At 32.8% G+C, this 11912-nt stretch carries 12 protein-coding genes and 1 other RNA gene; 12 read left to right on the top strand and 1 reads right to left on the bottom strand.

The genetic code is table 11. The features are described from left to right. Window positions 1-328: 328 nt before the first annotated feature. The 7 genes from dnaG to rnpB all read left to right on the top strand — a co-directional run bounded on the left by dnaG (window position 329) and on the right by rnpB (window position 6865). The gene (dnaG, locus tag ACYQ39_RS11170; RefSeq protein ID WP_459843076.1) at window positions 329-2161 is read left to right on the top strand and encodes a DNA primase; all 1833 of its coding nucleotides are present in this window, start codon (window positions 329-331) and stop codon (window positions 2159-2161) included. Beyond that, on the top strand, window positions 2161-3321 hold the full coding sequence (gene rpoD, locus ACYQ39_RS11175; protein ID WP_459843078.1) for an RNA polymerase sigma factor RpoD: 1161 nt from the start codon (window positions 2161-2163) through the stop codon (window positions 3319-3321). Before dnaG ends, rpoD begins: the two co-directional genes overlap by 1 nt. A 129-nt stretch (window positions 3322-3450) precedes the next feature. Further along, window positions 3451-4140, top strand: a complete 690-nt coding sequence (locus tag ACYQ39_RS11180; protein ID WP_459843080.1) for a tRNA (adenine(22)-N(1))-methyltransferase — start codon at window positions 3451-3453, stop codon at window positions 4138-4140. Further along, window positions 4125-5237 carry a Nif3-like dinuclear metal center hexameric protein gene (locus tag ACYQ39_RS11185; protein ID WP_459843082.1) on the top strand — a complete coding sequence of 371 codons (1113 nt, stop codon included), beginning with the start codon at window positions 4125-4127 and terminating at the stop codon, window positions 5235-5237. Before ACYQ39_RS11180 ends, ACYQ39_RS11185 begins: the two co-directional genes overlap by 16 nt. A gap of 58 nt (window positions 5238-5295) precedes the next feature. After that, a complete protein-coding gene (locus tag ACYQ39_RS11190) occupies window positions 5296-6006 on the top strand; it encodes a zinc ribbon domain-containing protein (protein ID WP_459843084.1) in 711 nt (236 codons plus the stop codon). A gap of 12 nt (window positions 6007-6018) precedes the next feature. Next, window positions 6019-6423 (top strand): ribonuclease HI family protein, encoded by a 405-nt coding sequence (locus tag ACYQ39_RS11195; protein ID WP_459843086.1) that lies wholly within the window; start codon window positions 6019-6021, stop codon window positions 6421-6423. An 83-nt stretch (window positions 6424-6506) separates the two neighbouring features. Beyond that, window positions 6507-6865: RNase P RNA component class A (gene rnpB / locus ACYQ39_RS11200), an RNA gene on the top strand. A gap of 80 nt (window positions 6866-6945) precedes the next feature. On the opposite strand, the gene ACYQ39_RS11205 is transcribed toward rnpB, so the two are convergent. Continuing rightward, window positions 6946-7182: a hypothetical protein gene (locus tag ACYQ39_RS11205; RefSeq protein WP_459843088.1), complete on the bottom strand. Its 237-nt coding sequence runs from the start codon at window positions 7180-7182 to the stop codon at window positions 6946-6948. Window positions 7183-7569: 387 nt separating this feature from the next. Here ACYQ39_RS11205 and pheA point away from each other — a divergent pair, with 387 nt between their 5' ends. The 5 genes from pheA (at window position 7570) to ruvB (ending at window position 11849) form a co-directional block, all read left to right on the top strand. Then, a complete protein-coding gene (pheA, locus tag ACYQ39_RS11210) occupies window positions 7570-8415 on the top strand; it encodes a prephenate dehydratase (protein ID WP_459843089.1) in 846 nt (281 codons plus the stop codon). Window positions 8416-8484: 69 nt separating this feature from the next. Continuing rightward, window positions 8485-9249 (top strand): YebC/PmpR family DNA-binding transcriptional regulator, encoded by a 765-nt coding sequence (locus tag ACYQ39_RS11215; RefSeq protein ID WP_459843091.1) that lies wholly within the window; start codon window positions 8485-8487, stop codon window positions 9247-9249. Between the two features lie 109 nt (window positions 9250-9358). Further along, a complete protein-coding gene (locus ACYQ39_RS11220; protein WP_459843093.1) occupies window positions 9359-10081 on the top strand; it encodes a BofC C-terminal domain-containing protein in 723 nt (240 codons plus the stop codon). 66 nt (window positions 10082-10147) lie between these two features. Beyond that, window positions 10148-10735 (top strand): Holliday junction branch migration protein RuvA, encoded by a 588-nt coding sequence (gene ruvA / locus ACYQ39_RS11225; protein ID WP_459843095.1) that lies wholly within the window; start codon window positions 10148-10150, stop codon window positions 10733-10735. Window positions 10736-10841: 106 nt separating this feature from the next. Next, window positions 10842-11849, top strand: coding sequence for a Holliday junction branch migration DNA helicase RuvB (ruvB, locus tag ACYQ39_RS11230; RefSeq protein WP_459843097.1), 1008 nt, complete (start codon window positions 10842-10844; stop codon window positions 11847-11849). The last annotated feature ends 63 nt before the right edge of the window (window positions 11850-11912 follow it).

Here is an 11912-nt window from a genome sequence, read left to right on the forward strand (position 1 = left end):
GGTTTTATTTTTAATCTAGCTTAATTTGTAATTTAGGGCAGGAACTTTGGTTATTATCTTGTAATAATAATATAGTGGTGAAATTAATAGTAAAAATATATTTTAATGAAATATTATGTTGAAAGATGTAGCTTATGTATTTTTAAAACCCTAGTATGGTTAAATTAAGATTGGAAATAATATAAAATAGATTTTTTGGATTTCAGGCAGGAATTTGTTTATACTTGTCGAAAGTCAATTATTGCTACTAATATTATAAACAAGAGACCTAACCAATTTATAAAGGAGGAAGATTTAGGGGATAATAATGATTAAAGGGTGAATCATTTTGGGGCATGGTTATTATAGTGATGATTTGATAGAAAAGGTTCGTTATAGCAATGACTTAGTTGAGATTGTTAATGAGTATACTAAGTTGAAAGAAAAAGGGAATAGTTATATGGGCTTATGTCCTTTTCATAATGAAAAAACCCCTTCTTTTAATGTAAATGCTGACCGTCAATTATACTATTGTTTTGGTTGTGGAGTGGGAGGAAATATTTTTAATTTCATTATGGAGATTGAAGGTTTTGATTTTGTAGAAACAGTGGAATATTTAGCTGATAAAGCTAATATTGATTTACCTAAGAAAGAGTCCTCTCCTCAAGATAGAAAGAGAAGAAACCAAAGACAGCAAATTTTTGAGATTCATAAACTAGCTACACGTTTTTATCAATATCTACTATCAGAATCAGATATTGGTCAGAAGGGGTATCAGTATTTAAAGGGTAGAGGATTTACTGAAGAAATAATTAAAGAGTTTAAATTAGGATTTGCTCCTGATAGATGGGAACAGTTATATAAATTTTTAAGAAAAAAAGGGTATTCGGATAAAGTTTTAGCCAAGTCTGGTTTAGTAATCTCTCGTAATAAATCTACAGGGTATTATGATAGGTTTAGAAATCGAGTGGTCTTTACTATTTGCAATCATCGTGGACAACCTATAGGCTTTGGAGGTCGGGTATTAGATTCAGATGATAAACCTAAGTATTTAAATTCTCCTGAAACTCCAATTTTTGATAAAAGTCGTAATTTATATGGGCTTAATTTAGCTAAAAAATCAATTCGAGCTTCAGAAGAAGCAATTATAGTTGAAGGTTATACTGATGTGATTACTGCCTATCAGTATGGAATAAGGAATGTAGTAGCTTCATTAGGAACTTCTTTAACTAAAGAACAGGCTAAGCTATTGCATAGGTATGCTGAAAAAGTTTATATTGCTTATGATGCTGATACTGCAGGAGCTAAGGCAACATTGCGAGGATTAGATATTTTAAAGCAAGAGGGTTTAGCTGTAGAAGTAGTTAAATTGCCGGCTAATCAGGATCCTGATGGATTCATTAAAGAAGAAGGTAGTCAAGTTTTTGAGAGATTAATAGATCAAGCTCAACCTTTAGTACAGTTTAAAATAGATAGCGTTTTAGACAATATGAACTTTGAAGTGATTGATGATAAGGTGGCTGCTGTAAAAAAAATATTACCGATTTTAGTTCAGATTCCAGATGATATAGAACGAGATGAATATTCTAAAATAGTAGCTGAAAAATTAAATATTAATCTACAGGTTCTAAAACGAGAGATTAATAAATATAAGAAACATAAAGTTAAAAGGAATCAGGATAGAAAGCATAAGAACAGGTATAATATTAATAATGATTTAAAAGAGGAATTGTCTGATTCACAAAAAAGTGGTTATGATAGTACAATAAAAGGATTAATTAAAATAGTAATTAATAACCCTGAATTTATTCCTAATCTAGAGGAGAAGTTATCTCTTGATGAGTTTGTTAATGATAAGTATCGGCAGATTATTTCTTTAATTTGTAATTATTCTGCTGATTATAATAAATTTAATGTTGATGATCTATTAGATAAGATTGATGATCAAGAGGCAGAGAATTTGTTACTTAAGTTGTCGGTACAGAATGTAGTTAATGGTAATGTTGATAAAATGTTTTTAGATTATATAAGTAAGGTAAAGGAGCATCAATTAAGAATGAAGATTAAAAATCTAGATGATGAGATTAAGCAAGCTGAAACGCAGAATGATGTTGGTAAGTTAAACCAATTATTAGAGGATTATCAAAAGTATCAAAGATTATTAAGGAAGGAGGGGAATTAATGGCTGTGCAACAACAAACAATGCAGAAAGAAATTAGTGAATTATTAGATAAAGGTAGAGAGAATGGTAAGTTAAAAGAAAAAGATATTCAAGAAGTTTTATCTGAGGTTGATATAGATTCGGATCAGTTAGATCAAGTTTATGATATCTTTGCTGCTGAAGGAATTAAAGTTATAGATGAAGAATCATCTGATGAAGACCAAGCAGTAAATAATGTAGAAGATACAGAACAAGAAGAGACTTCTACAGATACAGATGGCGAAGATGGTGAAGAAGATGATGACGAGGAATTTGATTTCAGTCAGATAGACTTTGGAGTACCTGATGCAGCTGGTATTGATGACCCTGTTAAGATGTATCTTAAGGAAATTGGTAAGGTTCCTTTATTAGATGCTGACGAGGAAAAAGAGTTAGCTCGTAGGAAAGATGAAGGCGATGAGCTAGCTAAGCAGAAGTTAGCAGCAGCAAATCTTCGGCTAGTAGTTAGTATTGCTAAAAAGTATGTAGGACGAGGAATGTTATTTTTAGATTTAATCCAAGAAGGTAATTTAGGATTAATTAAGGCAGTAGAAAAATTCGATTATACTAAGGGGTATAAATTTAGTACCTATGCTACTTGGTGGATTAGGCAGGCTATTACTAGATCTATTGCCGATCAAGCAAGAACTATTCGAGTGCCGGTTCATATGGTAGAAACAATTAATAAGTTAATTCGAGTAACTAGACACTTAGTTCAAGAATTAGGTCGTGAGCCAACAGATGAAGAAATTGCTGACGAAATGGATTTAGATCCAGAAAAGGTTCGAGAAATCAAGAAGATTGCTCAGGAACCTGTTTCTTTAGAGACTCCAATTGGTGAAGAAGAAGATAGTTATTTAGGTGACTTTGTTGAGGATGAAAATTCTCCTGAACCAGCTGCAGCAGCTTCTAGAATGTTATTAAAAGAGCAGTTAGATGGTGTAATGGACAGTTTAACTGATAGAGAAAAAAGAGTTCTAGAGCTTAGATTCGGTATTGAAGATGGTCGATCTCGTACTCTAGAGCAAGTAGGAAAAGAATTTGGAGTTACTAGAGAAAGAATTAGACAGATTGAGGCTAAAGCTTTACGTAAGTTGAGACATCCAAGCAGAAGTAAGAAGTTAAAAGATTATTTAAGTTAATAGATATTAATCAACTCCATCTAGCAATAGGTGGAGTCTTATTTTTATTCTATTATTGGAATACCCTTGATATCAGATAGTTAAGTTAGATATAATATAATGTAACAAAAGCAAGGTGAGGAGTACATTATGAAATTATCTCCACGTTTAAAGAAGATAGTATCATTTCTTGAACTACCAACAAGTGTAGCAGATATTGGAACAGACCATGCTTATATCCCTATTTATTTGGCTCAGAATACAGAATCTCCTAAGATTATTGCTAGTGACTATAATCGTGAACCTTATCAGGCAGCTCTAGATCATGTTAAAAAGGCTGGAGTAGAAGATAAGGTTGATGTAAGGTTAGGTTGTGGATTGTCAGTCTTAGGTAAGTATGAAGTCAAGACGGCTATTATTGCTGGTATGGGAGGCCAGACTATTCGTCAAATTTTAGCTGATGAGTATGAGTTGGCCCAAAGTTTAAAGCGAATTGTTTTACAGCCAATGGCAGGAGCTGCTTCACTAAGGAAATGGTTGGTGAAGAATAATTTTGAGATTGTTAATGAAGGGTTAGTGACAGATAATGATAGATTCTATCAAATTATTGTTGTTGCTCCTGGGCCAATGGAACTAAAAGATCCTTTTTTACTAGAAGTTGGCCCGAGATTATTAGAGAAAGAAGATCCTTTATTAGCTACATATTTAACTGAATTAGAAGATAAATGGCAAGGAATTATTACTCAGATTTCTACGGAAATACCTGAGCACCCTAAAGTAGAAAGGTTAGAAGAAAAAGTTGAACGTTTACAGGAGGTAAAGAGATGGCTATCAAATTAGGAAAAATAACTAATTTAATAGAAGAGTTAGCACCAACTAACTTAGCTGCTGATTGGGATAATGTTGGTTTGCAGTTAGGTGACTATAATCAATCTGTAGAGAAGGTAATGGTTACCTTAGATTTTAATTCTCAGGTATTAGAAGAAGCAGTTACAGAAGATGTTGATTTAGTAGTTGCTCATCATCCTTTTATCTTTAAAGGACTTTCTAAACTTAACTTTAATAATCCAATAGGTAAAATTATAAGAAAAGCAATTAAAGAAGATATTGGTCTTTATATAGCTCATACAAATTATGATATTGCCCCTAATGGTTTAAATGATCTATTAGCTTCTAAAGTAGATATAGTTGATACAAAGGTATTAGAAGTTACTGATAGCCAAGAGTTGAAAAAGTTAGTTGTTTTTGTTCCAGAAGACTCAGTTACAGAAGTTAGGGAAACTTTAGGTGAGGCTAAGGCAGGTTGGTTAGGTAATTATAGCCACTGTACTTTTCGTCAATTAGGTACAGGGACTTTTAAACCATTAGCTGAAACTGATCCTTATCTAGGATCTAAAGGTGAAGTAAATCAGGTGCAAGAGTATAGATTAGAAACTATAGTACCAGTTAATAAATTACAACAAGTAATTAATAAAATGTTAGAGGTTCATCCTTATGAAGAAGTAGCTTATGATATTTATCCCCTGGTTAATCAAGGGCCAAAAGTAGGTTTAGGTAGAATAGGTAATTTAGAGAAAGCTACTACTTTAAAAGAGTATGCTCAGTTAGTTAAAGAAAAATTAGATTTAAGGCAAATTAAGGTAGTAGGTAATTTAGAGAATAAGATTAAGAAGGTAGCTTTATGTAGTGGTAGTGGAGCTGATTTAATTAAAACGGCAGCAGTTAAAGGAGCAGATGTACTAATTACAGGAGATGTAAAGTATCATGAAGCGCAAATGGCTGAAGAAGAGAATTTATCTTTAATTGATGCTGGCCACTATGGAACAGAGCAGATTATGAGAAGAGGAATAGCAGATTATCTACAAGAAGAATTAGCTACGCAAGAAATTGAAGTAGTAGTATCTGAAATTAATACTAATCCATGGCAAGTAATTTAGGTAGGTCAGATTTGACCTACCTTTTTTCTATTCTTTTAACTTTTTAGGGAGGGTTATAATGAGCAAACTGAATTTATTATGCCAATTACAGAACTTTGATAATCAGATTGAAAAGGTACAAGAAGATATGAAAGACGAGTCATTATTATCTAAAATAGATAGATTAGAGAAGGGGATTGCTAATTTAAAGAAACAATATCAGGCTGAAAAGGTTAATTTGAAGAAGTTACATGAACAGGTTAAGGATAAAGAATTTGAAGAAGCTAGATTAGAAAGACAAGAAGAGGATTATCAACAACAATTATATAGTGGTGAAAATTCTAATCCTAAAGAATTAGAGCAATTAAAGGATAAATTGGATGTAGTAATAGTACAGAAACAAGAATTAGAAGAAGAATTATTAGATTTAATGGTTCAGGAGGAGACAATGCAGGAAAAGGTGGGAGCTTTAGAGAAAGAAATAGAAGAGTATAAAGAAAAGTTAAGTGACCTACAAGAGCAATGGAAAGAACAGGAGAATAAATTAAAAGTTAAGTTACAGTCAATAAAAGAGAAACGACAACAGGTAGTAGAAGAATTAGATGAAGAATTAGTGTCTAAATATAATCAATTAGTAGATAATAAGTATGGTAATGCAGTAGTCAAAATAGAAGATGGCTATTGTATGGGATGTAGAATGTCATTACCAATTAATCTAGTTACAGAAGTTAAAGAGAAAAAAGGAATAGTAACTTGTAATAATTGTGGTAGAATATTATATACAGAATAGGAGGTAGGGATAATGATGAATCTAGTAATGTATACTGATGGTGGGTCACGAGGTAATCCTGGTCCAGCAGGTGTAGGTGCTGTTGTTTATAGTGATCAAGAAAAGATAAAAGAAGTTTCAGAATATATTGGTCAGGCTACTAATAATGTAGCTGAATATCAAGCAGTAATTTCAGGGCTTGAGGTTTTAACTAAAGACTATAGTCAGAAAAAAATAGAAGTAAGAGCTGATAGTCAGTTATTAGTTAAGCAGTTAACAGGTGAATATAGAGTTAAAAGTAATAACTTAAAGCCACTTTATAATCAGATTAAGGAGTTAATAGATAACTTCTCTCAAGTTGATTTTGTTCATATCCCGCGTGAACAGAATAAGGAAGCCGATGCATTAGCAAATCAGGCTATGGATAGACGTAGATAGACTACTAAATTTTGCTGTTAAATTTTATTGACAATCTTATAACTGCGTGTTATAATTATTTTCGACGAATTGAATAAAGGTAATAAGCAGACCGGACAGTCGCAAGTATAGTATAATGCTATATTTGAGGAAAGTCCGAGCTCCATAGGGCAGGATGCTGGATAACACCCAGCCGGAGTAATTCGCGGGAAAGTGCCACAGAGAGTATACCGCCTAACTTATTGTTAGGTAAGGGTGAAAGGGTGCGGTAAGAGCGCACCGGGTTCTTGGTGACAAGACCGCATGGTAAACCCCATCCGAAGCAAGGCTGAATAGGGAAAGGTTAAGAGTTGCTCGCTCATCTTTCCGGGTTAGCTGCTTGAGGTGATAGGTAATTATCACCCTAGATGGATGACTGTCGCCTGCAAAGGTACAGAACTCGGCTTATAGGTCTACTTATTACTAACTATTAGGGCATCCTTATCAGGGTGCCTTTTAATATATTAACGGGGTAGTTTTATATACATATAAAAGTAGTTAGGATTAGATATCTATTCCAGATAAAATTAATAGAATCAGAATCAAGAAGAGAATAAAGGCATCATTAGTTCTATATGTGTTATTGTCTTTTGGATTTTGTTTGTTTTTATTACTATAATTTATTTCAGATAAGATCAATAGAATTAGAATTAAGAATAAGGTAAAGGCGTCATTAGTTGCATTATCATCATAATTATTTTGGTCTTCCTTTTTTTTATCATTATTTTTAAGTGGAAACATAATTATCCCTCCTTTATAATATTTGTTATAAGATATGTTGTTAGTTAATTTTTTGTTCTTATTTTGATATAAAGTGGCACTTTTGTGCCACTGCTATCTGTCGTCTGCTATGTGCTATGAGCTAAATCAAGTTCAAAATCATAAGTACATATTAAACGCTTGAAACGCAGGTGTTGTAAGAATTTAGTTTTTGAATTTAAAGGTTTTGAACTCCTATGAGTCCTACGGACTCTCCGTGAAAATCTGCTGATAGCACACAGCAGATAGCTCACGACTGTGTCACCTATGGTGACACATTATATCAATTAAGTTTCATTTTTATAATACAAGTCAAATAATAAACTGTTTGTTTAATAATCTAATTTGAAGTAGTAAGGAGTGAGTAGTTTGAAGTTAGGATTTTTAGGTCCACAGGGTACATTTACTGAATTAGCAGCTCAGAAGTATCAAGGTCAAGTCACTGAATATTCATCTTACCCTGATTTGAGAAGTTTAGTAGAAGGGGTTAAGCAGGAAGTAATTGATGGTGCAATAGTGCCTATTGAAAATTCTTTAGAAGGAGCAGTTACTTTAACTTTAGATCTATTGGTAGAGTCTGAACTAAAGATTAATCATGAGATTATAATTCCTATAGAGCATAATTTATTAGTTACAGATGAAATATCTCTAGCAGAAATAGATAATGTTATTTCTCATCCTCAAGCTTTGGCCCAATGTCGTTCATTTTTAGAAAATAATTTAACTGATTATCAGATACATAGCTCTAATAGTACAGCTGAAGCAGTTAAGAAGTTATCTGAATTAGATGATAGTTGGGCAGCTATTGGTAATCTACAAGCAGCTAAGCAGTACCAATTGCAGGTTTTAAAGCAAGGGATTCAGGATAATCGAGAAAATTGGACTAGATTTGTTTTACTTTCTCAGGATGACAATTCTCAAACTGGTCAAGATAAGACTTCTTTAATCTGTTCTCCTTTAGAAGACCATCCTGGTGCTTTGTATGAAATTTTACATGAGTTTGCTCAGCGAGAGATAAATTTAACACGGATTGAATCAAGACCAGCTAAAAAGTTGTTAGGTGATTATATATTCTTTATAGATTGTGAAGGACATAGAGAAGAAAGCCAACTTAGAGAGGTACTACAGAATTTAAAGAGTAAGACTTCTTGGTATAAACTACTAGGTTCTTATCCAAAGTCAACTGTTATTGATGAGTATTCTACAAGCAAGTAGAAATTGAAAAAAGATGCTTATTATGTTAAAATAATTAATTGATACTGATTTATTAAAGGAGGTATAATCATGGCTGGACATTCCAAATGGCATAATATTAAACATAAAAAGAAGAAAGAGGATAGAAGACGGGCCAAACTGTTCTCAAAACTAGTTAAGAAGATTACTGTTGCTGCTCGAGAAGGTGGCGGTGACCCAGAAGTTAATAACGATTTAGATTTAGCAATTCAAAAGGCTAAAGACGCTAATATGCCTAAAGATAATATTGAACGGGCTATCAAGCGGGGAACAGGTGAGTTAGAAGGTGTCAATTATGAATCTTATGTTTATGAAGGTTATGCTCCAGCAGGAGTAGCCTTATATATGGAAGTAATGACTGATAATAAAAATAGAACTGTATCTGAGATAAGGCATTTGTTATCTGAACATGGTGGTAATTTAGGTGAAGATGGTTGTGTAGCCTGGATGTTTGAAAGAAAAGGAAAGTTAATAATTGATCGTTCTGAGTATCAAGTTGTTGAAGATGAAGCAATGTTAGATGCTATTGAAGCAGGGGCAGAAGACATTCAATTTACTGATGATACAGTTGATATTTTGACTGATCCAGAAGATTTACAAGATGTTAGAAAAGTATTAGAAGAAGATGGTTATAAATTTGATTCTGGAGATATAGTAATGATTCCAGATAATGAAATTACTTTAGATGATCCAAGTGATGCTAAGAAAGTATTAAAAGTAATGGATAAATTAGAAGATCATGATGATATTCAAGATGTTTATGCCAACTTTAATGTAGCAGAAGAAGTTATGGCAGAGATAGCTGACGAAATGTAACTTTAAATAGAGGTTTCCTCCAGTCTGGCTCTAGAATTAAGATAATGTTTATTAAACTCTTTATTAGGAAATAATAAAGAAGAAGTCAAAGGCTGGAGGGATTTTAATAATGAAGATAATAAAAGCTATAATCTTGACAGCAGTTGTAGTTTCTTTAATTGCTATGGTTACTTATTTGACTTTAGATATTGATAGATCGCCTGATAAGAATCAGTCTTCTAGTTTAAAGTCTAAGGTTAAGGAACAAGATCAGCAGAATCAACAGTTAAAAAATCTAGTCAAGAAAGAACAGAAGAAGTTAAGTCAGCAAGAACCTTATATCAATCAGCAGTTGTCCAACTCAGAAAAAGTAGAAATAGATCTTGATACTGAAGTAATTATTAAGCAGATTAATTCTTTGAATAAAGAAGTAGTAGTTAGTCAAAAAAAGGTTAATGATAGTTGGACTGGTCTATCTAAAGAAGAATTGGCTAAGCAATTGACTAAAGGAAGAATAACAGAGTTTAATTCTGGACAAGTAGTAATTGAAGTGGAAACAGAAGATATAGAAGAACTACCAAAATTAGAAACTATAATTGGTAATAGTAGTCAAGATGATAGTGATTCAAAAAGAAAGTTGCCTAACAAATTATATCTTGGTATCAAAGATGGTTATGTAGCTGTCTATCGAGGAGAGATACTAGGTGAACATGAGTTGGTAGAAGTAAGAAAGGATATACCAACTAAAGATCTTTCTAAAGAAGATATTAGAGCTTTACAGTTAGGAATTGAGGTAGAAGATAGAGAAGAAATGTTAAGTTATTTAGAAGGGTTTGCTAGTGTTAAAAACTAAAATTGTCTTACAAAACAGTCTTTAGATGGCTGTTTTTTTCTTTTTCTTGAATTTGGAGGTAATAAAATGATTGCTTATTTAGAAGGAGAATTATTACGGCAGGATTTAGAATATATAGTAGTTAAATCAGATGGAATAGGCTATAAAGTTTATCTACCAGCTAGTCTACAGGATAGCTTAAAAATAGGTAATAAAGTTGAATTGCATATTTATACCTATGTACGCGAGGATGCTATTACTCTTTATGGCTTTACTACTATAGAGGAATTAGAGCTGTTTGAGAGATTACTAGGTGTATCTAGAATAGGGCCTAAAGTTGCCTTAGGTATTTTAGACAGTATGTCAGTTAGAGAATTTAAATTGGCTATTATTAATGGTGAAGTTAAAACTTTAAAGCAGATTAAAGGTATTGGAAATAAAACAGCTAAGCGGCTGATTCTAGAGCTACAAGAAAAAGTAGAAGTAGATGATCTTACGGAGACAGAAGGAAAATCTATAACTAATGATGAAATTAATGATGCTATTAAAGGTTTAATTAATTTAGGTTATACTAAACAGCATGCCCGACAGGCAGTCAAGAAAGTAACAGCAGATAAAGAAGAATTGGAAGTTGAAGATATGATTAAAAACAGTTTACAGTATTTAAGCCAGTAGGCTAAGTTTAAGTCTAAGTTTGAGCTTAAATTTAAGGAAAATTAATTGTTTAATTGTCAATCTTCAATTGGAAATTGTTAATTCTTCTATTAAGGGAGGTTGAAAGATGGAAGATAGGTTTGTATCTCCTAGTCGTAGATCAGATGATCTAGATATGAGTCTACGTCCCAAGAGATTTTCTGATTATATTGGTCAAGGTCAGGTTAAAGAGAACTTAAAGATCTTTATTAAAGCAGCTAAGAAACGGGGAGAATCTTTAGATCATGTTTTATTGTCTGGTCCACCAGGATTAGGTAAGACAACACTGGCTAATATTATTGCTAATGAATTAGGAGTTAGTATTAAGGTAACTTCTGGGCCAGCCATTGAAAAGCCAGGTGATTTAGCAGCAGTACTGACCAACTTAAAGCCTAATGATGTCTTATTTATTGATGAAATCCATCGGTTAAATCGAGTAATTGAAGAGATCTTATATCCTGCTATGGAGGATTATGCTTTAGATATAGTAGTTGGAAATGGGCCAAATGCTCGCTCAGTCAGACTAGATTTACCCCCCTTTACTCTAGTAGGTGCCACTACTAAGGCTGGTAGCTTAACTTCTCCTTTAAGAGATCGCTTTGGAGTTTTAAGTAGGTTAAGATTTTATGATAATAAGGAGTTGGCCCAGATTGTAATGCGAGCTGCTCAGGTATTAGAAGTAGGTATAGAAAAAGAGGGAGCCAATGAGATTGCTCGTCGTTCTCGAGGAACACCAAGAATAGCTAATCGCTTTCTAAAACGAGTAAGAGACTTTGCCCAGATAGAAGGTGAAGGAATTATTACTCAAGAAATAGCTAAAGAGTCTCTATCACGTTTAGAAGTTGATGAGTTAGGTTTAGATAGAATTGATCAGAAGATTTTATTAACAATTATTGAAAAGTTCGAAGGAGGACCAGTAGGTGTTTCTACCTTATCGGCTGCTATTAATGAAGAAGAAGAAACAATAGAGGATGTTTATGAACCTTATCTATTACAGTTAGGTTATTTAGAAAGGACCCCGCGAGGAAGGAAAGCAACTAAACAGGCTTATCAACATTTTGAAATTGAAGTAGCTCAAGAGGATAATTTATTTTAATTAGTTTAGCTTTTTCTCTAATTATTCGTTTGTTAAAATAGAATACTCATTAAGTGTAATATT

The sequence above is a fragment of the Halanaerocella petrolearia genome (assembly GCF_054657875.1).

Coding starts and splice junctions, on each gene's coding strand:
- rpoD (WP_459843078.1), top strand. CDS start 2,161: ATGGCTGTGCAACAACAAACAATGCAGAAAGAAATTAGTGAATTATTA.
- ACYQ39_RS11185 (WP_459843082.1), top strand. CDS start 4,125: ATGGCTATCAAATTAGGAAAAATAACTAATTTAATAGAAGAGTTAGCA.
- ACYQ39_RS11215 (WP_459843091.1), top strand. CDS start 8,485: ATGGCTGGACATTCCAAATGGCATAATATTAAACATAAAAAGAAGAAA.
- ACYQ39_RS11195 (WP_459843086.1), top strand. CDS start 6,019: ATGATGAATCTAGTAATGTATACTGATGGTGGGTCACGAGGTAATCCT.
- ruvB (WP_459843097.1), top strand. CDS start 10,842: ATGGAAGATAGGTTTGTATCTCCTAGTCGTAGATCAGATGATCTAGAT.
- ACYQ39_RS11205 (WP_459843088.1), bottom strand. CDS start 7,182: ATGTTTCCACTTAAAAATAATGATAAAAAAAAGGAAGACCAAAATAAT.
- ACYQ39_RS11220 (WP_459843093.1), top strand. CDS start 9,359: ATGAAGATAATAAAAGCTATAATCTTGACAGCAGTTGTAGTTTCTTTA.
- ACYQ39_RS11190 (WP_459843084.1), top strand. CDS start 5,296: ATGAGCAAACTGAATTTATTATGCCAATTACAGAACTTTGATAATCAG.
- ruvA (WP_459843095.1), top strand. CDS start 10,148: ATGATTGCTTATTTAGAAGGAGAATTATTACGGCAGGATTTAGAATAT.
- ACYQ39_RS11180 (WP_459843080.1), top strand. CDS start 3,451: ATGAAATTATCTCCACGTTTAAAGAAGATAGTATCATTTCTTGAACTA.